General features: G+C 44.4%; 27 protein-coding genes. 3 read left to right on the plus strand and 24 right to left on the minus strand.

Features of this window, described 5'->3' with window-relative positions; translation table 11 throughout:
• Positions 1–24: 24 nt before the first annotated feature.
• The 16 genes from murG to ES017_RS00990 form a co-directional block, all read right to left on the minus strand.
• Positions 25–1116 (minus strand): undecaprenyldiphospho-muramoylpentapeptide beta-N-acetylglucosaminyltransferase, encoded by a 1092-nt coding sequence (gene murG / locus ES017_RS00915; RefSeq protein WP_171334613.1) that lies wholly within the window; start codon positions 1114–1116, stop codon positions 25–27.
• 56 nt (positions 1117–1172) lie between these two features.
• Positions 1173–2273, minus strand: a complete 1101-nt coding sequence (spoVE, locus tag ES017_RS00920; RefSeq protein WP_009373528.1) for a stage V sporulation protein E — start codon at positions 2271–2273, stop codon at positions 1173–1175.
• Between the two features lie 32 nt (positions 2274–2305).
• A complete protein-coding gene (murD, locus tag ES017_RS00925) occupies positions 2306–3640 on the minus strand; it encodes a UDP-N-acetylmuramoyl-L-alanine--D-glutamate ligase (protein ID WP_171334614.1) in 1335 nt (444 codons plus the stop codon).
• Positions 3640–4614 (minus strand): phospho-N-acetylmuramoyl-pentapeptide-transferase, encoded by a 975-nt coding sequence (gene mraY / locus ES017_RS00930; protein ID WP_009373526.1) that lies wholly within the window; start codon positions 4612–4614, stop codon positions 3640–3642. The genes murD and mraY overlap by 1 nt, the downstream gene beginning before the upstream one ends.
• Positions 4615–4637: 23 nt before the next feature.
• Entirely contained in the window at positions 4638–6104 is a 1467-nt protein-coding gene (locus ES017_RS00935) for a UDP-N-acetylmuramoyl-L-alanyl-D-glutamate--2,6-diaminopimelate ligase (protein WP_171334757.1), read from the minus strand.
• Positions 6105–6172: 68 nt separating this feature from the next.
• Complete coding sequence (locus tag ES017_RS00940; protein ID WP_171334615.1) at positions 6173–8089, minus strand: stage V sporulation protein D; 1917 nt, start codon at positions 8087–8089, stop codon at positions 6173–6175.
• Positions 8090–8154: 65 nt separating this feature from the next.
• Positions 8155–10329: a penicillin-binding protein gene (locus ES017_RS00945; protein WP_171334616.1), complete on the minus strand. Its 2175-nt coding sequence runs from the start codon at positions 10327–10329 to the stop codon at positions 8155–8157.
• A gap of 6 nt (positions 10330–10335) precedes the next feature.
• Positions 10336–10695 carry a cell division protein FtsL gene (ftsL, locus tag ES017_RS00950; protein WP_171334617.1) on the minus strand — a complete coding sequence of 120 codons (360 nt, stop codon included), beginning with the start codon at positions 10693–10695 and terminating at the stop codon, positions 10336–10338.
• An 18-nt stretch (positions 10696–10713) separates the two neighbouring features.
• The gene (rsmH, locus tag ES017_RS00955) at positions 10714–11646 is read right to left on the minus strand and encodes a 16S rRNA (cytosine(1402)-N(4))-methyltransferase RsmH (RefSeq protein ID WP_035065988.1); all 933 of its coding nucleotides are present in this window, start codon (positions 11644–11646) and stop codon (positions 10714–10716) included.
• Between the two features lie 156 nt (positions 11647–11802).
• On the minus strand, positions 11803–13413 hold the full coding sequence (gene bshC, locus ES017_RS00960) for a bacillithiol biosynthesis cysteine-adding enzyme BshC (protein ID WP_171334618.1): 1611 nt from the start codon (positions 13411–13413) through the stop codon (positions 11803–11805).
• A gap of 19 nt (positions 13414–13432) precedes the next feature.
• The gene (locus ES017_RS00965) at positions 13433–13828 is read right to left on the minus strand and encodes a DUF3397 domain-containing protein (protein ID WP_021094865.1); all 396 of its coding nucleotides are present in this window, start codon (positions 13826–13828) and stop codon (positions 13433–13435) included.
• A complete protein-coding gene (locus tag ES017_RS00970; protein WP_021094864.1) occupies positions 13825–14718 on the minus strand; it encodes a 2-dehydropantoate 2-reductase in 894 nt (297 codons plus the stop codon). The genes ES017_RS00965 and ES017_RS00970 overlap by 4 nt, the downstream gene beginning before the upstream one ends.
• 67 nt (positions 14719–14785) lie before the next feature.
• Entirely contained in the window at positions 14786–15232 is a 447-nt protein-coding gene (locus ES017_RS00975) for an RsfA family transcriptional regulator (RefSeq protein ID WP_216367377.1), read from the minus strand.
• A gap of 60 nt (positions 15233–15292) precedes the next feature.
• On the minus strand, positions 15293–16045 hold the full coding sequence (locus tag ES017_RS00980) for an enoyl-CoA hydratase/isomerase family protein (protein ID WP_021094862.1): 753 nt from the start codon (positions 16043–16045) through the stop codon (positions 15293–15295).
• 103 nt (positions 16046–16148) lie between these two features.
• On the minus strand, positions 16149–16322 hold the full coding sequence (rpmF, locus tag ES017_RS00985) for a 50S ribosomal protein L32 (RefSeq protein ID WP_003395111.1): 174 nt from the start codon (positions 16320–16322) through the stop codon (positions 16149–16151).
• A 63-nt stretch (positions 16323–16385) separates the two neighbouring features.
• Positions 16386–16901: a YceD family protein gene (locus tag ES017_RS00990; protein WP_021094861.1), complete on the minus strand. Its 516-nt coding sequence runs from the start codon at positions 16899–16901 to the stop codon at positions 16386–16388.
• Positions 16902–17042: 141 nt separating this feature from the next.
• Between ES017_RS00990 and ES017_RS00995 the strand changes: the two genes are divergently transcribed.
• Positions 17043–18248 (plus strand): nucleotidyltransferase, encoded by a 1206-nt coding sequence (locus ES017_RS00995; RefSeq protein ID WP_021094860.1) that lies wholly within the window; start codon positions 17043–17045, stop codon positions 18246–18248.
• Here the strand turns inward: ES017_RS00995 and ES017_RS01000 are convergent.
• Both ES017_RS01000 and ES017_RS01005 read right to left on the minus strand, forming a co-directional pair.
• Positions 18240–19253: a SepM family pheromone-processing serine protease gene (locus ES017_RS01000; RefSeq protein WP_021094859.1), complete on the minus strand. Its 1014-nt coding sequence runs from the start codon at positions 19251–19253 to the stop codon at positions 18240–18242. The two genes, ES017_RS00995 and ES017_RS01000, sit on opposite strands and share 9 nt — an antisense overlap.
• Complete coding sequence (locus tag ES017_RS01005) at positions 19250–20026, minus strand: patatin-like phospholipase family protein (protein ID WP_021094858.1); 777 nt, start codon at positions 20024–20026, stop codon at positions 19250–19252. Before ES017_RS01005 ends, ES017_RS01000 begins: the two co-directional genes overlap by 4 nt.
• Before the next feature lie 100 nt (positions 20027–20126).
• On the opposite strand from ES017_RS01005, the gene ylbJ reads away from it, so the two are divergent.
• Positions 20127–21332: a sporulation integral membrane protein YlbJ gene (gene ylbJ, locus ES017_RS01010; RefSeq protein ID WP_021094857.1), complete on the plus strand. Its 1206-nt coding sequence runs from the start codon at positions 20127–20129 to the stop codon at positions 21330–21332.
• On the opposite strand, the gene coaD is transcribed toward ylbJ, so the two are convergent.
• The 3 genes from coaD to ES017_RS01025 form a co-directional block, all read right to left on the minus strand.
• The gene (gene coaD, locus ES017_RS01015; protein WP_021094856.1) at positions 21329–21826 is read right to left on the minus strand and encodes a pantetheine-phosphate adenylyltransferase; all 498 of its coding nucleotides are present in this window, start codon (positions 21824–21826) and stop codon (positions 21329–21331) included. The two genes, ylbJ and coaD, sit on opposite strands and share 4 nt — an antisense overlap.
• Positions 21827–21828: 2 nt before the next feature.
• Positions 21829–22395, minus strand: coding sequence for a 16S rRNA (guanine(966)-N(2))-methyltransferase RsmD (gene rsmD, locus ES017_RS01020; protein ID WP_021094855.1), 567 nt, complete (start codon positions 22393–22395; stop codon positions 21829–21831).
• Between the two features lie 277 nt (positions 22396–22672).
• Positions 22673–24001, minus strand: a complete 1329-nt coding sequence (locus ES017_RS01025; protein WP_042533794.1) for a hypothetical protein — start codon at positions 23999–24001, stop codon at positions 22673–22675.
• 143 nt (positions 24002–24144) lie between these two features.
• Between ES017_RS01025 and ES017_RS01030 the strand changes: the two genes are divergently transcribed.
• Positions 24145–24534 (plus strand): DUF7147 family protein, encoded by a 390-nt coding sequence (locus ES017_RS01030; RefSeq protein ID WP_009373497.1) that lies wholly within the window; start codon positions 24145–24147, stop codon positions 24532–24534.
• Positions 24535–24568: 34 nt separating this feature from the next.
• Here the strand turns inward: ES017_RS01030 and ES017_RS01035 are convergent, their stop codons facing one another.
• The 3 genes from ES017_RS01035 to ES017_RS01045 form a co-directional block, all read right to left on the minus strand.
• Positions 24569–24835, minus strand: coding sequence for a YlbG family protein (locus ES017_RS01035; RefSeq protein WP_042533792.1), 267 nt, complete (start codon positions 24833–24835; stop codon positions 24569–24571).
• Positions 24836–24854: 19 nt separating this feature from the next.
• On the minus strand, positions 24855–25304 hold the full coding sequence (locus ES017_RS01040) for a YlbF/YmcA family competence regulator (protein ID WP_042533790.1): 450 nt from the start codon (positions 25302–25304) through the stop codon (positions 24855–24857).
• Positions 25305–25375: 71 nt separating this feature from the next.
• On the minus strand, positions 25376–25744 hold the full coding sequence (locus ES017_RS01045; RefSeq protein WP_216367379.1) for a hypothetical protein: 369 nt from the start codon (positions 25742–25744) through the stop codon (positions 25376–25378).
• Positions 25745–25746: the final 2 nt, after the last annotated feature.

Here is a 25746-nt window from a genome sequence, read left to right on the forward strand (position 1 = left end):
CCTCTTTCCTATATCGTATGCAACTTATGAAATCATCTCCACCACGACGCGATATAAACGTTCTGCCGCATCGCGAATGCCTAATTGAAATGCTGCTTCTTTCATCTTTGCCAACGTTTGTTCGTCTAGCAAAATGCGATCGATATCTTCCAGTAAGTGCACACCTGTCAATTCACTTTCTAAACGGACGATCGCTGCCCCTTTCTTTTCAAGCGCCCGTGCATTTTTTTCTTGATGATTATTTGTCACATATGGGCTTGGAATTAAAATGCTCGGGATGCCGAGCGCCGTAATTTCTGCTAGCGTCGTTGCGCCCGCGCGCGCGACGATGACATCGACTCCGGCCAATACTTGTGGCATATTATGAATAAACGGACGAATGATGACGTTTGAAGGATTGCCGACATCGTTCACCGCTTTTATTACTTTATCATAATGAACGTCACCTGTAACATATAAAAATTGGTACGGTTTTTGTTCGACTTGTTGTAGCACTTGTAAAAATGCTTCGTTTATTGGACGCGCCCCACGGCTGCCTCCAACAATAAGCACCGTCTTTTTTTTCTCATCTAATCCGAGCGATCGTTTCGCCTCTCGCCCATCTTTTCCTACGACTTCTGAAGCGCGCGGGTTTCCAGTTAACACGACTTTTTCATGCGGAAAATATTGTTTTGTTTCTTCAAAGCAAATGGCAACTTTATGAACATAACGGCTTAAAAATTTGTTCGTCAGTCCCGGGATGCTATTTTGTTCATGGATGATCGTTGGGATACCTAGTTTAGCTGCCGCATACACGACAGGTCCGCACACGTATCCGCCCGTTCCGAGCACAACATCTGGCTTATATTGTTTTAACAGTGTTTGACACGTGCGTACACTTTTGATAAAGCGAGCGATTGTTTTGACGTTTTCAAAAGATAAGCTACGCTTGAATCCGCTAATGTCAATCGCATAAAACGGAATGTTTTCTCTTGGAACGATCGTACTTTCTAATCCTTTTTCCGTTCCGATATATAATACATCAACGTTTGGATGTTGTTTTTTTACTTCATGAATGAATGAAAGAGCAGGATAAATATGTCCGCCTGTTCCGCCACCACTAACTACAATTTTCATTGTTTTCCCCCCTCATCAAAAGTAACAGAAGAAGCTGACTTCATGGAAGTCAGCCTTTAATATCGCGCGTAACGACTAATGTTTAACAAGACGCCAATCGCCATAAGCATGAGCGTCAAAGACGATCCGCCATAGCTTAAAAACGGCAACGTAATGCCTGTCACCGGCATTAATCCGGTCACCACTCCGATATTAATCATCACTTGGATCGCAACCATCGCAATAATGCCGACAGCTAAAAAACTGCCGTACAAGTCCGGTGCCCCTAAAGCGATACGAATGCCGCGCCAAAGCAATAAACTAAACAAAAGCAAAACGAGCGAACCGCCGATAAATCCGAGTTCTTCCGCCAAAATAGCAAAAATAAAGTCCGTTTGGGGCTCAGGTAAGTAAAAAAACTTTTGTCGGCTTTGCCCTAGCCCGAGTCCAAATAGCCCGCCCGGCCCGATCGCATAAAGCGATTGAATGATTTGGAAGCCACTTCCTAACGGATCTTCCCACGGGTTTAAAAACGACGTAATGCGCTTGATGCGATACGGAGCAGATAACACGAGACCAGCAAACCCTGCCAATCCAAGCAAACCGAGAACGAGAAAATGACTCATGCGCGCGCCAGCGACAAAAATCATGACGACACACGTGCCGACCATGACCGTTCCCGTTCCTAAATCGGGCTGCAACATAATCATGCCAAAAGCGAGAAAGACGAGCGTCAATGATGGGAGTAACCCTTGTTTAAACGACGCGATTTTTTTTTGATTTTCAGATAAATATTTCGCTAAAAACGCGATCATCGCCATTTTCATAAATTCAGATGGCTGAATGGAAAACGCGCCGACGCCGATCCAACTTCGCGAACCGTTGCGCACCATGCCGATGCCTGGAATTAAGACGAGGACGAGAAGAATGAAACAAACGATAAGCAACACTTTCGCCCACGTGCGCCACGTCCAATAGTCGATGTTCATGAAAAAAAACATCGCTACAATGCCAACCCCTGCAAACAACAGCTGGCGCTTGGCAAAGAAAAACGAATCGTGAAACTTGTAGTCCGCCCAAATGGCGCTTGCGCTATACACCATAATGAGCCCGATCGCCAACAACGAAAATGTGATGATCATTAACAAAAAATCAGGTGCAGACTTTTTTCCATGCAATGCGGAACACCTCAATTTACTTAAAATTCGTCTTATTTAAGCTTATGCACCGCATGTACAAACATGTCCCCACGCTGTTCGAAAGTTTTATATTGATCCCAACTTGCACAAGCTGGCGAGAGTAAAACGACATCGCCCGGTGACGACCATTCATATGCGGCAAAAGCTGCTTGTTCCACATTATCGACACGTTTCACTTGCTGTATTCCTGCTTCGCGCGCAACGCGTTCAATTTTCGGTGCCGTCTGTCCGAACGTAATGACCGCTTTTACATGGTTTAAGTACGGCAATAGCTCATCAAATTCATTGCCGCGATCTAAGCCGCCCGCCAGTAAAATGACCGGTTCATGAAAAGCGCTTAACGCTTTTTGTGTCGCTAATATGTTTGTCGCTTTCGAGTCGTTATAAAATTTTCGCCCGTTGATTTCAGCGACGAATTGCAATCGATGTGGTACGCCTGTAAACGTCGTCAATACGCGGCGAATCGAGTCGTTGTCTGCACCTGCTAGTTTTGCTGCCGCAACAGCTGCTAATATATTTTCTATGTTATGCGCTCCTCGCAACGCCACATCTGCGATATCGATGATGCGCTCGTCGTGAAAATAAACGGCTCCTTCTTTCACTGTCGCCCCGTATGATAATGGCGTTTTAGCGGAAAACGGCACTTTTTGCGCGCGGCTTTTCTCCGCCAATTGCATAACGATTGGATCATCGGCATTGACGATGGCGTAGTCGGTTTCTGTTTGATTTTTAAAGATGTTTCCTTTCGCTTCTGCATACGCTTCTTTCGTTCCATGGTAGTCTAAATGCGCATCGAAAATGTTTAGCAACACCGCGATGTGCGGACGAAAACGAATTGTCCCAAGCAGTTGAAACGAAGATAATTCCATGACGATCACATCATCTTTTGTCGCCTGTTTCGCGACTTCGCACGCGACCGTTCCGATATTTCCGGCGATCAAAGGACGCCGTTTCGCTTCTTGCAACATATGAAAAATGAGCGTCGTCGTCGTCGTTTTTCCGTTTGAACCTGTAATGCCGATAATCGGCGCTTCTGACGTTTCGTACGCAATTTCCACTTCCGTAATGATCGGGATATGTTTGTCAATCGCTTTTTGTACAAGCTCGTTCGTGTACGGAATACCTGGATTTTTTACAACGAAATCAAACGGCTCATCAAGCAGTTCAAGCGGATGTCCCCCGCATACGAGACGAATGCCAAGCGCTTCTAGCTCCCGTTTTTGTTGTTCACTCGGTTCATTTCGATCATTGACGACGACATCGGCACCGAGCTCACGAAGCCGTTTTGCCGCTGCCCATCCGCTTTTTGCTAAACCTAATACGAACACTTTTTTTCCGTTATACATTATACCCACACCTCAATATAAATTCCTAAGATGGCAAACAGTAAGCCAACCGCCCAAAACGTCACAACGACGCGCCATTCAGACCAGCCGATTAATTCGTAATGATGGTGAAGCGGGCTCATACGAAAGACGCGTTTTCCTGTCGTTTTAAACGAAATGACTTGAATAATAACAGATAACGTTTCGATAACAAATACACCGCCGATAATGACTAACAATATTTCAAGCTTCGTTAAAATCGCAACGGTGACAATGGCTCCGCCAAGCGCAAGTGAGCCGGTATCGCCCATAAACACTTTCGCAGGATGCGCGTTAAATACGAGAAATCCAAGCACCGCACCGACGACAGCAACGCTAAAAATGGCGATATCGTACTGCCCTTGGTTCCACGCCAATACAGCATATGCACCAAACGCGATCGCTGCTGTTCCCGCAAGCAAGCCGTCTAAGCCGTCTGTTAAATTGACGGCGTTTGAACCGCCAACGAGCATAAAAATAATAAGCAAAATATACGCAGCGCCTAAATCGATCGAAACGTTTGTACCTGGAATCGAAACGACCGTTGAAATGCTATAGTGTTGAAAGAAAAAGTAAAAGACGAGCGCAATGAATAATTGTCCGGCTAGTTTTTGTTTGCTCGTTAAACCAAGGTTGCGCTTCATAACGACTTTAATGAAATCGTCAACAAAGCCGAGCAATCCGTAACCTATCGTCACAAACAACAATAAGTACGTTTGCGCTGTCCGTTCAAAAAATAGATCGCTCATGACAAATGTCGTGATCGAAAGCGATAGTAAAATCATTAGTCCGCCCATCGTTGGCGTCCCTGATTTTTTTTGATGTGATTTTGGCCCTTCTTCACGAATGCTTTGCCCAAATTTTAATCGCCTTAAAAACGGAATGAAAATGGGCGATAACACAACGGTAATGATAAAGGCAAGCCCTGCCGTAAACAAAATGACTTTCTCGTTCATGATCGTTGCCCCTTCCTCATCTCCTATTTCTCTTTTCTTCGTTGAATAGCTTCGCGTGCGACGACACGATCATCGAAATATAACACGTCTTTGCCAATGATTTGATACGTTTCATGTCCTTTTCCTGCAATTAAAACGACATCGCCTTCTTCAGCTTGTTCAATCGCATATGTAATCGCCTCTTTTCGATCTACGATACATACGACATCTTCTGTTACCCCTTGTTTCATATCATTTAAAATGGCGAGCGGGTCTTCTGAGCGCGGATTATCGGATGTAAAAATCGGCACATCGCTATATTGGACGGCGATTTGTGCCATCAATGGCCGCTTCGTCCGATCGCGATCTCCGCCGCAGCCGACGACGACAAATACGCGCTTTTTCGCAAACTGCCGAATCGTTTGCAACACATTTTCTAAACTATCTGGCGTATGGGCGTAATCGACGATGACCGTAAACGGCTGGCCAGCGTCAACGACTTCAAAGCGGCCCGGAACGCCTTCCATATGAGCGATCGCTTCAACAATCGTCGCAAGCGGAATGTTCGAGACGAGACAAGCGCTCACAGCCGCTAATATATTATACACGTTAAACATGCCGATGAGTTTCGTTTTTACTTCCACCGTTTCGGTTGGTGTAACGAGCTGAAACGTCGTGCCGCTCGTTGTTATTTCAATGTTTTTCGCCATGATGTCACTTTCATGATGAATGCCGTACGTAACAACATTGGCCGCCGTACTTTTTTTGTACTCTTCGGAAGCCGCATCGTCTGCATTTAATATCGCAAATTTTGGCCGTTGATGGTCAAAACGGTTGCCGAGTTGTGCAAACAATAGCCCTTTCGACCAACGATAATGGTCCATCGTTTGATGGTAATCTAAATGGTCTTGCGTCAAATTGGTGAAAACAGCGACATCAAAATCGCAACCATGCACCCTTCCCATATGTAGCGCATGTGAAGAGACTTCCATCGCAGCGACGTCCACATCGGCATCAACCATTTTACGAAACATTTTTTGCAAAACGAGCGATTCAGGTGTTGTATTGTTTACATCATACGTTTCATCGCCTATTTTCATGTGAATTGTGCCAATGAGACCGGTTTTTTTTCCCGCGTGACGACATATGCGTTCAATGAAATACGTCGTCGACGTTTTTCCGTTCGTTCCCGTTACACCGATTAAATGCAGATGATGTGTCGGCTGATCGTAAAACGCATCGGCTAATACCGCTAATGCTCGCCGGCTATCGTTCACATAAATGACCGGCACAGGCAATGTGAGCGGTCGTTCCGCAATGATCGCCACCGCTCCGCGCGCTACGGCTTGTTCAGCAAAATCGTGACCGTCTACGGTAAACCCTTTGATGCATACAAACAACGAACCTTGTTGCACTTCTCTTGAGTCCATTTCAATGGATGTAATCGTTGGATTTTCTGTTACGCGTGGTGTAAAGTTATGTAAATATTGAAGCAACGTTTGTAACTTCATGCCGATCGTCCCTTTCTTTTTTCTTATATAAACAGAAAAAGAAGCCATGAGGATACTTCCTCTAGGCTTTACCGTTTCGTTCCAAAATAAATCCGGATCGTCGCTCCTTCTTTTACTTTGACTCCAGGCTTCGGCGCCTGTTCAATGACCGTATCACCTTCGCCACTACCATCTAATTTTAAGTGAAAAAGCTGTTGTTGCAAATCTTTTTTTGTTAAACCGATTAAATTTGGCACTTCGACATAGCGCGCATCGAGCCACGTCGTTTCTTTTTCAATTTGTTGTTTACGCGGTTTTACCCCGAGTGCACGTAAACTATCTTCCATAACATTTCCAACAATCGGAGCGGCGACGACGCCCCCAAACTGCACCGTTCCTTTCGGATTGTCGACAGCGACATATACAACAATTTGCGGATCATCCGCCGGAGCAAAGCCGATAAATGAAACGATATGGTTATCTTTTAAATATTGACCATCTTTCGCTTTTTGTGCCGTACCTGTTTTACCGCCAACGCGATAACCATCGACAAACGCTCCCTTACCTGTTCCTTGTGCGACAACGCTTTCGAGCGCATAACGAATTTGCTTTGACGTTTCCTCGGAAATAACTCTCCGTTTTGCTTTCGGCGTTTGACGGCTCACAACCTCTCCTGTGACCGGATCGAGCCATTCTTTTGCAATGTACGGTTGATATAAAATGCCACCGTTTACTGCCGCTGCGACCGCTGCCACTTGTTGAATCGGTGTAACAGCTACCCCTTGACCGAAAGCTGTCGTCGCTTGTTCGACCGGTCCGACGCGATGGAGCGGAAACAAAATGCCTTTCCCTTCTCCTTGCAAATCGATGCCTGTTTTTTCACCGAAACCGAACGCGCGAATATATTGAAATAGTTTATCTTTGCCTAGTCGATCGCCGAGTTCAACGAATCCCGGGTTGCACGAGTTTTGCACAACTTCAAGAAACGTTTGATCGCCATGACCACCACGCTTCCAACAATGGAGCGTCGCCCCAGCTACTTTCACATATCCCGGATCGTAAAAATGTTCTTTCAATAAATCAACTTTTTTTTCTTCTAATGCCGCAGCAAGCGTAATAATTTTAAACGTCGATCCCGGTTCATACGTGCTCCAAATCGGTAAATTGCGGTTAAAAATTTCAGGAGGAACGTGTTGAAAATCGGCAGGGTCAAACGTCGGACGGCTGGCCATCCCTAAAATTTCTCCGTTGTTCGGGTTCATCGCAATCGCAATGATGCCATCTGGGCGATATGTCGCTTCGGCGATGCTTAGCTCCCGTTCTAAAATCGTTTGGACACGCGTATCGATCGTTAATTTTAAATCGAGACCGTCCACAGGTGGCGTGTATGCATCCGCCATTCCCGGCATGCGCTTTCCTTTTGCATCGGAATAAAATTGGACCGACCCCGGTTTGCCGCTTAGTTGTTTATCGTAATATAGTTCAAGACCCATTAATCCTTGGTTGTCAATGCCTGCAAATCCGAGTACGTGCGATAAATAGCTTCCAAACGGATAGTAACGTTTCGAGTCTTCCGCAATGTATACCCCTTTCATCCCTAAATCGCGAATTTGTTTGGCTTGCTCATTTGAAATTTTTCGCCCTTCTGGATGAATGCGTTCAATGGACGTTTTTTTCGTCACATGTTTATATGCTTTTTCGACCGGCATATTTAATATGCGTGCCAGTTCATTCGCGACTTCAGATGGATTTTCTATTTGTCTTGGAACGACGAGCACAGACGGGGCGCTCACGTTTGTCGCTAACGGCACCCCGTTGCGATCGACGATTTCTCCGCGCTCAGGCTCAAACGGAATATTTCGGCTCCATAAATCTTTCGCTCGTTCCGTTAACATATCTCCTAAAACGAATTGCACATAACCGAGACGTATATCAATAATCGCAAAAATAAGAAATCCGATCAACAAGACGGCCGTTAATCGTTTTCGAACGGTCACTGCACGCATATAGCGGAACCTCCTTACTATGTTTCAGCTCGTTCCACTATATGCTTGTACCGCTCTATATAGAACTAATCGACCGGACCGTCTACTTGTTGTTCGGAGTCTTCTTGTTGTTTTTCATCGATATGTGACGGCTTCGCAAGCTCGACAATGATATAGTCGTGTTGTTTCACAACCGCTCCCGGAGCGATATTTTGGCGAAATACGTAGCCGCTTCCGATAAAGCTTGGCTTCAACTGCAACAAGTCAGCTAGCTTCATGACATCGCGCAACGACCAGCCAGTCACATCTGGCATCATAGCGTGTCCGTCCGTTTGCAACAAAATGCGATCTGGCGCAACGACGTGTTCCCCTGCTTTCGGAAACTGCGCACGCACTTCTTTTCCTTTGCCGATGATCGTGACATTGAATCCTTGTTTTTTCAACGACTGTGCCGCTTGTTCAACCGATTGACCGACATACGAAGGAAGAGCGATGCTTTTATCTTTTTTCTCCCTCTTTTTCTGAACAGTCGGTTGAATGTTTAAATATTGTAAACTATTTTTCATGACAGGATTAAAAATCATCGATACGGGCGCCGCTCCCGTTTCCGTATATGAAATGTTTGGTTGTTGCACAGCGACATACATAATTAAACGCGGATTTTCGCGCGGTGCCATGCCTAAAAACGAGAAGATATAGTTTTGATGCCCTGTTAAATATCCGCCTTTCGGATCTGGAATTTGCGCCGTTCCTGTTTTTCCTGCTACGCGATATCCTTCAATTTGGTACGGGCGCCCTGTTCCGTTTTCAGATGTGACAACCGTTTCTAAAATATCTAACACTTTTTCCGCTGTTTCTTTTGAAATCGGTGTATCGACAACGGTCGGTTCATGTTTTACAACCGTTTTCCCGCTGTCTGGATCAACGATGCGATCGACAACGTACGGTTTCATCATTTTTCCGCCGTTTGCGATCGCCGTAGCCGCTTGAATTTGTTGGATCGGTGTCACCGATGTTCCTTGGCCGAAACCTGTCGTCACTTTTTCAATCGGATAACGATATAAAATGTTTCCGACTTTTTCGCCCGGCAATTCAATGCCTGTCGGCTCGTTAAAATGGAAGCGATGCAAATATTGTAAAAAGCGATCTTCTCCTAGTTTTTCGCGCACAATTTTTGCGAATGCCACGTTTGATGAACGTTGCACCCCTTCAAGAAACGTAATTTTCCCCCAACCGACTTTATTATGGTCGCGAATGCGGTGACTTCCGACTTGATAAGAACCGGATTGATACGTCTCATTCGCTTGAAACACCCCTTCATTCACCGCAGCAGCAAGCGTAAAAATTTTCATTGTCGATCCCGGTTCGTACGGATATGCAATGGCATCGTTTAAATAGTTTTCAATATTTCGTTTGTTCGGATTAAAGCTTGGGCGAGTGCTCATCGCCAAAATCGCCCCTGTTTTCGCATCTGCCACAATGGCGATCATTTTTTTCGGAGCATATTGTTTTTCCACCGCATTCATCGCATCTTCTAAAAACGTTTGGATTTTTTTATCAATCGTCAAATATACGTCTTTTCCGTTTTTCGGTGGAACGATGGTTTCATCTGAATGAGGCAGCTTAAACCCTTGTTGGTCACCTTTATAATAGACCTTGCCATCTTTTTCTTTTAACTGTTCATTGAACTGTTTTTCAATGCCCATTTTTCCGACAACTTCTTTCTTTTTCTCATCTTTTTGGGCATAACCGACAACGTATGATGCGAACGTACCGTTCGGATAAAATCGTTTTGAATCGCGTACAAACGTAATGCCTGGAAGCTGCAACGCCTCAATTTTCCGCTTAAGCGTTTGGCTAATGCCGCGACCGTTCGGGCCGAACTCGACTTGATGCGCCTTTTTTTTCAAAATGCGCTCTACATCTGCTACATCCATCTTTAATAGCGGGGCTAGTTTACGGGCTGTTTCTTCCGGGTCGGTCACGTGTTGCGGCATGTTCGGATCAAGAACGGCAGCGACCGTGTAAGAAGGAATGTCTTCTGCGATCACTTCACCGTGCCGATCAAAAATCGTTCCTCGCTTCGCTTCAAGCGCTTGCTTTTTTAAATAACGGTTTTTCGCTTCATCAGCTAACACTCTTCCATCCACTTCGCCTGTTGCTTGTAAATAAACGAAACGCCCAAACAATGTAAAAAAGAGCAAGCTAAAAAAAATGAACCATATAGCTGCTCCTCTATGCGTATGTTTATGCTTTCTCATTTGGCATCAGTCCTGCACAACTTTTACGTTGTTTTCGTTTAATGTCAAACCAAGTTCTTTCGCTTTCGCTAAAATGCGCTCATACGTGCTTAACTCTTGCACTTGTGCGTATAAATCGCGGTTTTGTTTTTGTTGCTCTTGAATGTCCGCTTGCAACTGTTGCACTTCTTTATTGACATGATAAATCGTGAACTGGTTAGAGATGATCGTGACGCTACTATATAACGCAAAGGCAAGAAACGAAACAAACACGATTTTTTCCCCGAACGTCCAACGTATGCCCCGCTGTGCCTTTTTCTTCTTCGGCTCGCGTTGCACATGTTGTTCGCGTTGTTGTACTTTTTGTTGTATACGAACAGCAGCCATCCTTTTTTCTCCTCCTTTTTACAGTTTTTCAGCGATGCGTAACTTCGCAGATCGTGCGCGATGATTATGTTGTAATTCTTCTTCTGACGGGACGATCGGTTTTTTTGTAATGATTTTTAATTTCGGCTTATATTCATCGGGAATGATCGGCAATCCCGGCGGCAAGTGCGGCGTTTCACTTGCTTGTTTAAACGCAACCTTACAAATGCGGTCTTCAAGCGAATGGAACGTAATGACGCTAATTCGCCCTCCGGGTTTGAGTAAGTCGATCGCTTGTTCAATCGCTTCTTCAAACGCGCGCAACTCGTCGTTGACCGCGATGCGAATCGCTTGAAACACCCGTTTTGCCGGATGTCCTCCCGTTCGGCGCGCCGGTGCCGGAATGGCTTCTTTAATGATTTCGGCGAGCTCGGTCGTCGTTTCAATCGGCTTTTGCTTGCGCGTTTGCTCAATTTTACGAGCGATCGCTTTTGAAAACTTTTCTTCGCCATATTGGAAAAAAATTTTTACAAGCTGCTCATACGGCCATGTGTTCACGACATCATACGCCGTTAACGTTTGCTCGCGGTCCATGCGCATATCAAGCGGCGCTTCATGTTGATAACTAAATCCCCGCTCTGGCATATCTAACTGCGGAGATGATACGCCAAGATCAAACAAAATGCCGTCTACTTCATGCACACCGTAAAGGGCTAGCTGTTGTTTCATATAGCGAAAGTTGCTTTTAATAATCGTAAACTGACCGCTATATCGTTCAAGTTTTTGTTGTGCATGACGGATCGCTACATCGTCTTGATCGAAGGCGAACAATCTTCCTTCTGGCGATAATTGCGATAATAAATATTCGCTATGTCCAGCTCCACCGAGCGTACAATCTACATATGTACCGTCTTTTTTAATATTTAATCCGTCAACCGTTTCTTTTAATAATACCGTTACGTGATGAAACAACGATGTCACCTACCTCGATTCCACTTGCTTTATAAGAAAATGAGTACAATTGTATTGTACCATCATTTCACTAAATTCACTACTTACTTCCGAACTATTCTATTGTACATAAAAAAAATCCTGTGCGCGACAGGATTTTTTTATCGACGAAAATAGTTAAAGATATACAATTTTATGCATCCCGTTCCAACGATAATCGACATGAAGAAGGCGGGAAACAAAGTCTAATCCATAGCGATTCATATAGTAAGTGATGTTCCAGACGCGTTCTTGTGGCATATTGTTCGGGCGAAGCGACAGTTCAATGCGCTCATATTTGCGCACGTGCACATTATGTTTTTGCAACATGCGTCGTGTAATCAATTGTTGAAGATAATCGATTTGTGTCTCGATCCGTTCGGCATTTTTCAACATCACTCCCTCAAGGTGAGGATCAATTTGCATGCCGAGTTGACGCAGTTGTTTATGAATGTGCGCCATTTGTTTTTTCGCTTCATCAAACGTTTCATCGAATGGGGCAGGTTGATTTGTGCGCACCCATGTGTCTAGCGCCTCCTTCGTCCCTTTTGTTAACGCCTCTTCTACCGTCATGCGCACATCCGCTAAATCGGTAGCAATATGGCGCTCAACAAGCGTGAAAGAAAGGCGCGGTACAATGGGCGGCATATGCCAATGAAAATGCTCAAACACGCGTTTTAACTCTGCCCAATAAGCGATTTCGCCCGGACCAGCAATAAAAGCAAGCGTCGGAAATAGCCACTCTTGCATAAGCGGTCGTGTGACGACGTTGTTGCTAAATGATTGCGGTTCGCTTTCAATTCGTTGTCTTAATTCATCTGGCGTAAAACGATATGCCCCATCTTTCGTGTAAAAATGTTGCTTGTCATCGTCGTAATATAATAACCGACGTTGACCGTCATCGTAAAACAAATGAGCGCACAATGGCGAGACATCAATGGCTCGTGCATAGCCTAGTTGTGCAAGGTGTCGTTGTTGGGTTTGAAGGGCGTTTGTAATCGCTTTATGTTCATAAGCAAGCGTCATAAACCATTCGCGCTCGATCGCCCGAAGCTGCGGATGAGCGGCATCAACGACGACGATGCCTTCTTTCGCAAACAACGTTAAAATGATTGCCACAAAAAAGTCCGTCACCGTATCGGATCGCGTGATACATTCATGTATGTATGCGCGCAACTCGTTTGTCACGTCCGTCTCGCCATACGTTTTTAACACATCGTCAATCCAATGCTTCAACGCATCCGCATCGATATCAATATGAGCAGCCATTCGCTTTTCTTTCGCTAATGGCGGATATACATATTTTTTTACTTTTCCATGTTCAGCGATATGTACATAATTTATTTCTGAAATATCATGGTCTTCAGAAGCCACCCAAAATATTGGCACGACAGGAACGCCAAGCTGTTTCTCTTGTTGCTTTGCTAATACGATAATCGAAATGATTTTATATATCGTATATAACGGTCCGGTTAAAAGCCCTGCTTGTTGTCCGCCGATGACAACGACACTTTCTCGCTGACGTAGTTTTTCAATGTTTGCGATCGTTTCACGACTTGCTTGAAACTTTTGATGATACGTTAATAAATGATCCGCAAGCGCTTCACGAGCATACGTTCGTTTTTGCAATTCACGCAAACGTTGTTCAAACGAATAAGAGTGAAACGCTTCGCTGACTGGAGACTTCCCCTCGATATATTCCGTTGCTAAACGGTTTGTTGCTGGTAACGACAGCTCGATGACTTCCATTGTAAACTTCCTTTCCCATTCATGATGAAAATGCGATCATGACACGATGAATAATCCCATATATGAACAATCCAATATAAGCGGTTGTAAATAATAAAAATTGCATTTTCCAATACAATTTAAACGTTCGTTGTAACGATACATCGCCAGTTTTTTTCCAATATAAAACGATCCCAATCATAAATGTAACGATAAAAAAAATAAGCAGTTCAACGATATACGATCGTTGAAAAATCGCTTGCAATAAGACGTGAACAGCGAAAATAAAAAAAATGGTCGAGCCGTTCACCGCGAGATGAAACGCACGCTTTCCTTTCCGCTTAAACACGGTTTTTGCGAGCGTAAATATAAAAAAAAACGAAAAAAACGGCATGACAATCATGATCGCAATGAAAGAGGCGAGTATATCTTTCATCTCTCCTTCTCCCCCTCTAATTGTTTCCCTTTCACAAGCGCATATAAAAATGTACTAATTGGCGCTGGGACGCCTCGCTCGTTCGCCCGCTCGATTACATAACGTAAAATCGCATCTAATTCCGTCTTTCGCCCTGACTCGATGTCACGCAACATCGATGAACGATTGGCAGCTGTTTGACGACAGACCGTTTCAATATGTTTCCATATACGTTCTCGTTGTTCGAGTTGAAAAACGGACGCCACTTCTTGAAACAACTGCTTCATCGCTTGTCGATACGGCTCATGTGTCACTAACATGCCGTTTGGGACGCGCAATAAAGCGGTGAGCGGATTAATCGCTACGTTTACCATTAATTTTTCAAGCAACATCGCTTCCCAATCGTCGACATATTGAAACGGAAAGCGATTGTTTGTCGATGATAAAAACGAAAACGCTTCTTTTTCCCCACGCCATACGCTCCATTTCGTTTGACCGACACCGGTATGAGAAACGGTCGTATCATCGATTTTTAAGGCACCATGTTCGACGACAGCGAGCGCAATATGATGATGCGGCACATGCGGCAAATACGACACATGTCCCATGCCGTTTTGTAAAAACATGATCGCGTTTGCTTGGAGCATATGTATGCGCGTTTGCAATATGTTTGCTAAATCGTATTGTTTCACTGCGATAAACAACATCTCTTCTTCGATTTCACGAACAAACGGTTCGGCATGTACGCGATGCGTCGTCCGTTCGTTTCCGCATATAACCGTCAGCCCATGGGTGCATAGCTTTTCTGCTTGCTCATTTCGACGTGTATAAATCGTGACGTCATGGTCGCCACAAAAATAAGCTGCGGTCAACAACCCAACTGCTCCGCCCCCTACAATTCCAATGCGCACCGCACGTCCTCCTCTTTTCTTACTATGTTTTATTGTATAAAAAAAAGTAGCTGTCGTCTATCAGCTACTACACAGACAATTGGCGGGCGCGCTCTAAAATGTGCATGACGACTTGATATTCTTGTTGCACCGCTTGCAGTTGTTTTTCAAGCGCTTCTTTTTCTTTTTGAAGCGTCCATACTTGCTCTCGCAATCGTTCAATTTCTTGTTGCCCTTCTCCACGCTGTTGCAACGTTTGTAAAAAAGAAATGACATCTTGTAACGTCATATCGCGCTCGGGCGTTTGCGGCTCTTTTTTCTTTTTCCGCTGCTGTTTGGCAAGCTCTAGTTCCTCTTCATATCGCTTGCGCACGTATGCGTTCCAACGAAATCCGCAAGCCGCTGCCGTTCGCGATAGTTTTTTCCCTACTTCTTCAAACGCTCGTAATTGTGTGCCACCTTCTCTCACAAAAGCTAACACCGTTTCTGCAAGCAACATATCTTCTTCTTCTGTCCACGCATCTTGACGCATCATTTCTATCCCTCCTCGCTGCATTTACTATATGCGTATGCAGCTAATAGAGAAGATAGAAGATTATTTGTTTCGTTTTGCTAAAAATGATTGCACCGCTCGATCGTGCTCTTCGCTTTCCCATAAATACGCACATCGTTCAATTTCAGCGAAAAAGCGTTGGCGAAACTCCTCTGTTTTCCAACGTCCGACCGCTGCTTCTTTATAGGCGCGCAATACCGCAGTCGGTTTATTCGTATAACAACGTAATTGTTTTTCGCATCGTTCGCGCAACGAGTCAGCAAAAATGCGGTGAACGAAACCGATGCGTTCTGCCTCCTCGGCTGTGATCGTTTGCGCATGTAACAATAAATCGAGCGCTTTGTCGTACGCCATTTTTTCAAATAACATTGCTGCGCCGCCCCAGCCTGTTGTAATGGCTAAATTCGCTTGGACAAATCCAAGGCGGGCACCGGCACGGGCGAAGCGAAAATCACACGCTGTCGCCAATTCACAACCTCCGCCGATCGCTTTACCGTTTATAAGCGCAACCGTTGGCTTCGGTAACGTCAATAATCGATATAAAATGTTTCCCATTTTCCATAGCATCGCATGCGCTTCCTCTTTTGTCGTCAGCTGATGAAATACTTGTAAGTCCCCACCAGCGCAAAACGCTTCTTCCCCTTCGCCAGTAATGACGAGCACTTTCGCTTCATCATCGCATTCGACGAGCTGAAGCGCCTGTTCAAGTTCATCCATGACCGCATAATCAATCGCATTTCGTCTTGTCGGACGACAAATCGTAAACCAAACGATCCCATGTTGTTTTTCAATCATCTTCCCTCTCCCCTTTATTGTATGTACATCATGTTTATTCGCTTTTTTATGCTTTTTTCCTTTTAAAAAAGAAAAGCGCAAGGGAACGACCCTTACGCTTCTCTTATTTGTTTACAACGTCTTTTCCTTTGTATGTTCCACAAACTTTACATACGCGATGAGCAAGTTTCATTTCACCGCAGTTTGGGCATTCTACCATACCAGGTACGCGCAATTTGAAGTGCGTACGACGTAGTCTCTTTTTCATTTTCGATGTTCTTCTAAAAGGTACTGCCATCATTTCCACCTCCTTAAAGAGATTTAGGCGAATATGGAGGCCGGTGTAGTTCCGGATCTTCCCTTAAGATTCGTGTTTGTTTTCGAAAAACTTCGCTAGCTTCGCAAGGCGCGGATCGATTTTATTTTCATGTTCTTCTTCCGAAATGACCGCCCAATCTTTTCCTGATTGCGGAACGGCATCGGGATGATCCGGCTGCTCGCTAAACACTTGCATCGGAATTTCAAGAAGAATAAGTTCTTTAATGATCGGCATTAAGTCGATCGCTTCTCCTTGAACAATGTGCGACTCTTCATCCGTTGCGTCATAGTCGTTTAGAAAAAACGTTTCTGTGCTTTCGATCGCGAATGGATACGATACGTCCACGAGCGTACGGGAACAAGGAAGCTTCATCGTTCCCTCGATCGTTAAGTGGAACGTAAATTTTTTCGCGCTTATATCTGCCCGTCCAGAAATATGAACAGGAGAAATGTCGCGAATGGAAGCGTCCACTTGTTTTAACTCGGACACATCGGCCATTTCGTCAATCGTCAGCCCTTTATGCTGCAACTGATGAAGTTGATGAATAGACCATCTCAATGATAATCACCTCAAGACAACAAAGAAAATTATACGTTTGAACACCCGTTTTGTCAATATTTTTTCTTTACACTACTTCCATTATAATCGATTTATACTCACTGTATCACGTTTTAAACAAAAAAGAAAGGTGGACGACAAATGAAAGCGGTCGGCATCGTGGTAGAATACAATCCGTTTCATAACGGGCATTTATATCATGTGCAACAAACGCGAAAAAAAACGAAGGCGGATTGCGTCATCGCCGTCATGAGCAGCTCGTTTACACAACGAGGAGAACCAGCCATCGTGCCAAAATGGGAACGGGCTCGCATGGCGCTTGCAGGCGGTGTCGATCTCGTCGTCGAACTTCCTTATCCGTTTGCGGTACAAACGGCCGAATCGTTCGCTCATGGTGCCATTTCGATTCTCGATGCGCTTTTTTGCGAACAAGTATGTTTCGGGAGCGAACACGGAAACATCGATGCGTTTATCAAAACCGCTCAATTGCTGACAAATGAAAAAGAGCAACATGACGAAAAAGTGAAACATTATATGAAACAAGGGATGAGCTATGCGAAAGCATGCGCTTTAGCGCTGAATGATATCGGTCACGATATACTTGATATGTCGCAACCAAACAACATTTTAGGATTTCATTACGTCAAAGCAATTATCGAACAACAAAGCAAAATGACACCGGAGACGATTCAACGAACGGTAGCCCATTATCACGATGAGACGCTACCTGTAAATGAAAGCATTGCGAGCGCCACAAGCATTCGCCGTTTTTTACAATCCGGTCATGACGATGTCGCACGCTACGTTCCTAAAACGACATACGACACGTTACAAGCGTACCGTCATACATATACGACATGGCACGATTGGGAAACATATTTTCCGCTTCTCAAATATCGTTTATTGACGATGGAGCCAGATGACATTCGTTACATCGCTGAAGTCGAAGAAGGAATTGAACATCGGTTGCAAAAGGCGATTGCACATGCGACATCGTTTCACGGTTTTCTTTCGGCGATCAAAACGAAACGATATACGTGGACGCGGTTGCAACGCATATGTACGCACATATTGACGAACGTCACGAAAAAAGAAATGGCAAAAGCGCATAAAAATAAGCGTGCGACGTACATTCGACTACTAGCGATGAATGAAATAGGGAGAGCGTATGTACGAAAAGTGAAAAAACAAACAACATTGCCGATCGTCACAAACGTAAAACATATACAAAATGATGCTGTATATCATATCGAAAAAAAAGCGGCGCAAGCATATATGTGTATATTGCCTGAGCCGCTTCGAACGGAAGCGTTGCAACGTGAATACGCCACACCTCCGTTACGATAACTTTTGTAAAAATTGAACAGCATCATCGAACGTATCGACAGGGACAATTTTCATCTTCGTTCCGATGTCTTTTGCCGTTTTCACCGCTTCTTTATAATTTGAATGTTTCGCTCCGCGTTCGTTCGGAGCGAAAAAAATGTCCGCGCCTGCTTTATGGGCTGCGATCACTTTTTGAGAAATGCCGCCGATCGGTCCGACTTCTCCGTCGATGTTAATCGTTCCTGTCCCAGCAATGCGATAACCTTTTGTCAAATCTTCAGGAATGAGTTGGTTGTACACTTCGAGCGCAAACATCAAACCAGCTGACGGTCCACCAATTTCATCCGATTCAATGCGAACAGGTGGATCGGTCACAATATCGCGATCAGTCATGACCGAAACACCGAGACCGACGCGATTTTTTTCTTTCGGAAACGGTGCGAGCGTCAATGTCGCCGTTTTTTCTTTCCCCGCTCGCTTATATGTGACACGAACGCGATCCCCTTTTTTCTTTCCGCTTACGTATTGAATAAACGCATCGGCTTCTTCAATTCGTTGTCCGTCAATGGCCACTAATTGATCGCCGCTTTTCAAGACGTTTGCCGCGGGCATGCCGTCAACGACGTAAAGCACGTATACTCCTTTATTTCGATACGAAAACGATCGATTTGCTTTTTTATATGCAACAGCAATCGCCGTTTCTTTTGAATTTTCCATCATTTTTAATTGCCGATGCGCATATTCTTCGTCGTTTTCCCCTTCTTGACGCACTTCATCCATCCGATATAGTTCGTTATATTTACTGATGTGCGCAAACGCAAATGAAAAAACGTTTGCCTGCCCCATTCGAACGGTCGTTAACATAAATTTTCCTTTTTCTTTATAGCCGCCTTCGACTTCAACGAGCGGACGCAACGGTTCAGCCGTTCCAGGCATCGTGACGTAATACGGCAAGTGGAAAAACGTAGCAAAAACGAATAGTAGTGCGATCATGATTGTCGTTGCAATATAGCGTTTTTTCTTCATTGCTCAAACCCCTTCTCTGCAAGCAGTTGACGGATAGCTGGAAGCTGTTGCCGCGCCGCTTCTTCACCGATTTGAATCATTTCTTTTGCATGGGTAAATGCATACGAACTATAACGTTCTAGTTGCGGACGAATGACGATATCCGCTTGGGCGATGCGGTGAGAAGCAAGTTCAGCTTGAATAATGTCTAAACTTTGTAAAATGACATCGAAAATTGATGAAATCGTATCGTTCTTTTTGACGGAAGCGACATCGACAGCGATGACAACGTCAGCACCCATTTCACGAACGACGGTGGCTGGCACGCGGTCGATCACTCCGCCATCGACGAGCAACCGTCCGTTCCATCGCTCCGGTACAAAAATGCCGGGAATCGAAATGCTTGCCCGCACCGCATCTGCTATTTTTCCTTCGCGAAACACAACTTTTTCCCCTTTTTGTAAATCCGTTGCGACAATCGCTAACGGAATACGAGTATGTTCGATTCGCATTTGTTTTGTCACGACAGCGATGAACTGCTTAATATGTGCCCCTGAAATTAACCCCATTTTCGGCACTGTCCAATCAATATAATCGTTGCGTCGAAAAGCCGTCGCTAACCGATATAATCGTTCCGTTGACATCCCCGATGCATATAACGCTCCAACGAGGGCGCCCATGCTGCTTCCTGCGATCATATGAATCGGGATATTTTCTTCTTCTAACACTTTAATGACCCCCGCATGCGCAAAGCCGCGCGCCCCGCCGGAGCCTAAGGCTAACCCGATTTTCATTCATGTTCCCCCTTCCCTGTTCAATACTATGGTCTAAAATGTCCACATATACTCGTATATTAAAACGAGCACGATCGGCGAATGAGGAGGCCAACGAACGATGAAAGAAAAATGGAAAACGTTGATGCTATCGTCTATAATTATTTGTTTATGTATTGCATTGCTCCGCTATCCACAACAGTCGTTTGAAGCAGCAGTGCGCGGATTGCATATGTGGTGGGATGTCGTCTTCCCTTCCCTTCTCCCTTTTTTTATTGTATCAGAAATTTTAATTGGATTTGGTGTCGTTCATTTTCTCGGTGTATTGCTTGAACCATTCATGCGTCCGCTTTTTAAAGTGCCGGGCATCGGCGGGTTCGTTTGGGCGATGGGGATGGCTTCCGGCTACCCTGCTGGCGCAAAGCTGACCGCGCGCTTAAGACAGCAACAACAACTTTCCGCCATTGAAGCAGAACGGCTCGTTTCGTTTACAAACTCGTCTAATCCGCTCTTTATTTTTGGTGCGATTTCGGTCGGTTTTTTTCATAATCCGAACATCGGTATCGTTCTTGCTTTATCTCATTATCTTGGCAACATTTGCGTCGGATTGATCATGCGCTTTCACGGAAAAGACGAAGAATATGTTGTCCAAAAACAAAAAAAGGGCATTTTCCGTCAAGCGTTCCGCGCGATGCATGAAACGCGCTTAAAAAATAACCAAGCGATCGGAAAACTGCTCGGAGATGCCGTCCGCTCTTCCATTCAAACGCTTTTTATGATCGGCGGGTTTATTATTTTATTTTCTGTTTTCAATCGATTGCTTTATGTGACAAATATGACCGACATGCTTGCCCATGTTGTGCAATACGTGCTAGCCATTTTTCATTTGCCGCGCGAATTAAGTGTTCCATTCATCGCAGGGGTGTTTGAAATTACGCTCGGCAGCCAAATGGCGAGCGAAGCAACAAATGCGACATTGTTGGAAAAAGTGATTATTACAAGCTTTATTCTCGCTTTTGGCGGTTTTTCGGTACAAGCACAAGTAGCGAGCATTTTAGCGGAAGCAAATATTCGCTTTCAACCGTTTTTCATCGCCCGCATATTTCACGGGTTATTTGCTGCTTTTTTCGCTTCAATGCTTTGGAAGCCGCTATACGTTCAGCCGCTTGAATCGGCAGAAACGTTACCGGTATGGCTTCCGAAAGCGACGATCGATTGGCCTGTATTATACATACATTGGATCGAGCAATACGGCTTTATGATTACCGCAACAGCATGTTTGTTATATGTCGCCATCGCTTTTCGACGTGAAAAACCACCTGCTTAAAGGTGGTTTTTTGCATCAGAAAACTTTTTCCGAAGCGCTTCTTCCACAACTTTTGGTACGAGCTCGGAAATGTTGCCGTTATATTTCGCCACTTCTTTTACGATGCTTGAACTTAAAAAAGAGTATTGGTTGTTCGTCATCATAAAAAACGTTTCGATTTGTTCGTTTAAGATGCGGTTCATCGATGTGATTTGCATTTCGTATTCAAAATCGGAGACGGCACGCAACCCGCGCAAAATCGCGCTCGCCTGTTTACTTTTCGCATAGTCGACAAGCAGTCCTTGATAAGAGTCGACTACGACGTTATGTAAATCTTTCGTCACTTCCTTGAGCAGTTGCACCCGCTCTTCTGCGGAAAATAACGGTTTTTTCGATGAATTGTTTAATACGACAACATATACTTTGTCAAACACTTTTGCCCCGCGGCGAATAATATCTAAATGCCCGTATGTGACAGGATCAAAACTCCCTGGGCATACTGCGATGCTTGCCATATTTATTCTCCTTCCTCATCGACATAGGCGTAAATCGATACAGCGGTGATGCCATACGTTTCATGTTTTACTTGCGTTAAGCGTCCAATTTGTTTGGCGAGTTGTCCTTCCGCTCCGTGCTCAGCGACGACAAAGCCATCTTTCTGTAACAGTTGATGACTATCGATGATCGCAATGAGCGCTTCAAGCTGCTTATTTTTATAAGGTGGATCAAGAAAAATGAGATGAAACGTCAAGCCCCGTTTTATGATTGCTTTTAATGCTCGTTCAGCATCGTTGCGATAAATTTCCGCTTGATCTGTTAGGCGACAAGCGGTGACGTTCTTTTTTATCGTTTGAACGGCTTTCGCGTCATGGTCAACGAAAATGACGCGATCTAAACCGCGACTGAGCGCTTCAATACCGAGTCCACCGCTTCCACCGAATAAATCGAGCCCAAGCCCTCCTGAAAAATACGGACCGATCATATTAAAGATTGCTTCTTTTACTTTATCTGTCGTCGGGCGCGTCGTCATCCCCGGCACAGCTTGGAGCGGTTTGCCTTTACATTTCCCTGATATGACTCGCATCATCTTTCACCTCGCTTTTATGATCATAACATAACCGTCCAAAAGATGAACGATAGAAGGAAAAAATATGATAATTACGTATACAATGCAAAACAATGGTTATACTCATAGTAACAACATCGTTAATGATGTTGTTGCCAACCACGGAGAAGACTTACGTTCCCCATAAGTTCTTCCTCCGGTTTCTCCTCTCCCTTTTTTCCTTCTCTTTTTCGGCTCGTCCGAAAAAGAATGGAAGGGTCCCTGCGGCATATGCCACAGGGCATTTTTTTTTGCCTTATTGACCAATCACACGTATTTCTTCGCTCGTTTCACTAATGTAGACGGAAAACCATTTTGGAAATTCAGTTCGCTCCATGTATAACGTTCCGTTCCACTGTTGAACGACCGTCTTCGTGCCGTTGATAAAAAAGCGCCAACGTGCTCCATCTTTTTCAATAAATACGGCTTCTCCCGAACGTTGAACAGTATAGCCAAGCGTGCGCATAATCGGAACGAACGGAAACAGCTGTTGACCATCTTTTAATAACACATGAGCTGTCGGCAATTTTACTTCATTGACGACGAGCATTTTTCGTTCCGTAAATGTCATGTACGGCTCCTCATTTTGGAAAAACGTCGTATTCCCCCCATACGCCTTTCCTAGCCATTCATCTAACTTTTTCATCGTTAACGATTGACCATCGCTCGTTTGAACGAGCGTCCAAAACGTTTGTTGTTCTTCTTTCGTTAACGTTTGTTTCAATTGTTGCGACGCACGTTTTGCCTGTTTTGTGACCGGTTCTGTTTTCGTCATATACGAAACGAGCAAATCCCATATCCATTCGGGGACAGCGCTATTTGGAAACCGTTGCTCTAGCTGCACGCGAACGTAAGCGCGCTGCACGTCGGAAAAAGAAGACGTCTCCGATATAATGACGAACGTCGGCGTCATGTACTGAAGACGAAATGGGGTGACGACGAGCGTCTGCACACCGTTTTGCCTCCAAAATGATCGCTCGGCATCGTTTAATGGCTTTGTTGTGTAGATGCTAACATTTTCATCAAACGATGTGCGCAACGGCTTCGTTTGAAAATAGAGGGGAACGGTTTGTCCCCCTTTTTTCTCCCACATAAAAAACGAAAAAGACGGTTTATATACGTAGCCAACGAGCTTTCCGTCCGCCGCCCATATCCCTTTCGGATGAACGACATCGGTGAGCGATATATTCATTTGTTGCGGTTGTGTCGTATGAAAACGAATGAGCCATTCTTTTATGAAAAGCGGCTCTTTTTGCGCAACCGTCACACGATAAGTGAGGGAAATCGTATGTGTATTTGGCACATGGATGATCGTCTTTCCGTTTTTTTGTTTCACGCATTGTTTTTGTTTTACACACGAAACATTTTTCACTTCTTTTGGCACAGTTACTTCGTATGTGTTCGTGACAGCCCCGCGTATATGATGAACGACTTCAATCGTTTTTCCGGTAAATTTTGCTTCAATGTCATGCTGGAGCACCGATTGTTTTGTCGCTTCCGTATGATATTCGTCCCATTGATAATATAAAGCTCCTGCGCTAACTCCAAGGAAAAGGAGCGTTGAAATGAAAGCTATTCTCCACATACAATGGCTCCTTCATTAGCAGTTTATATTATAACAATAGCAAAATTTCATTCCGTTGTCATACACCGTTTTCACTAATTGTCGAAAAAAGTTGAACGTGATAAAGTAATGATGGAATACATATAAAGTGAGGGAATGAACAGATGATTCAACGTTTTATTGAACTAGGAGAAGGATATTCTGATATTTATGAGCTCATCGAAATCGCGAAATCAAACCGTCACCGCTTATCTGGTTTGTTCGCCTTTCATACGATGAAAGACGGGAAAGCGCTCACATCGTTCGTCGTTGTGCTTCATCCGACCGATCCAGGTGATTTTCAACCGTTATACATTTGCCGCGAAGGCATTCCACATCCGTCTGTCAAAGTGACAAAACGATATGAATTGTTCCTCGATTTAGCGAAAGAATTGAATCAAGAAATTATTCATTTAGATGTAAAGCCATCAACTTTTTTTGCTGACTTACAATTGTACTATCAACATTTAATCGGCATTATGCGCATGAATCGGTTCATTCCGCCTCTACAATAAGAAAAGCGAAAGGATGTCACGCGTGGACATCCTTTTATATTCCGTATTCATATTCTTTTTCTTTATCTGCTTTCGATTCGAATTCGACTTTGACATACGGGCGGTAAGACGGCTCCACTCGTTTCACAAACGGTAAAGAAGCGAGTTTTTTCATCACGCCTTCCGCTTCTTCCATATTGCAATATAAAACAGCATATTTTAATCGTTTCGATACGTAATGAACGTTTCCGTATTTTCGTAATTGTTTGCTATGTTTTAACGAATAAAGCCAAACGATAATGCCTTGACGCATTGGAAACATGCGCCCATCCCCCCTTTTATCATTTCGTCCGACAGCCGCACGCTCCGCCAGATCCGCATCCTCCACCGCAAGATAAAGAGTCAAAATACGGATTTCCGGTCGGCACTTTAATGTTTTCAGATACCGCCCGACCGATCATCGTGCTAATTTCATCTAAAAGCGACTGCATCTCTTTCTCCGCCCGTTTAAACGCGGCAATCGGACCGTATACATCTAATTCACGCTTTGCCTCGCGCACTTGTTTTGTTACTTCTTTGTAGTCTGGATGATATTTCCCAAAGCGCTGCACGTCTTCGTATCGTTCTTTTAATTGAACGAAACGATGAATGAGCTGCTGCGCTTTCTCATCTTGTTGCATATGATAAAAACAGCGACGATATTCCTCCGCCACGTCTGATTCGACAATCATTTTGCCAAGTTGTTCAGCAACATCTAACAACTGCAATCGTTCGATCGTTGCTACAAGCACGAGCAACACCTCCACAACCGTATCATAACACGATTTTCTCCACAAAACAAATAAGTCTGGTCGCCCCAGACTTATGGAATCGTTACCGTAAATTCGTGCGAAACGTGGTACTTACTTGCATCGTTATGCACAAGTTCTAGTCGAATCGTATGTTTCCCGACAGGCAAACCGCGAATAACGAACGCGGCCGTTGTCGTTTCGCTCACCCTTTTGCCATTCACATAAATGTGAATGCGTCCTTGTCCGCTTTTTTTCGGATGCGTTCCTTTTGTAAACGTAAATTGATCAACGATACATTCAACAAATACGTTATTCCCTTTGACATGATGTTTGACAAATAACGTTTGCTTTTGTTCAGCAAAAACGGTATCATGATCGTTCATATACGTGGAAAACAATAGCGCGATACATAAAAAAAAGAAGCGCAACACGTTCACCATCC

Origin of the sequence: Anoxybacillus sp. EFIL (assembly GCF_013096955.1) — a bacterium.
GTDB lineage: Bacteria > Bacillota > Bacilli > Bacillales > Anoxybacillaceae > Anoxybacillus > Anoxybacillus ayderensis.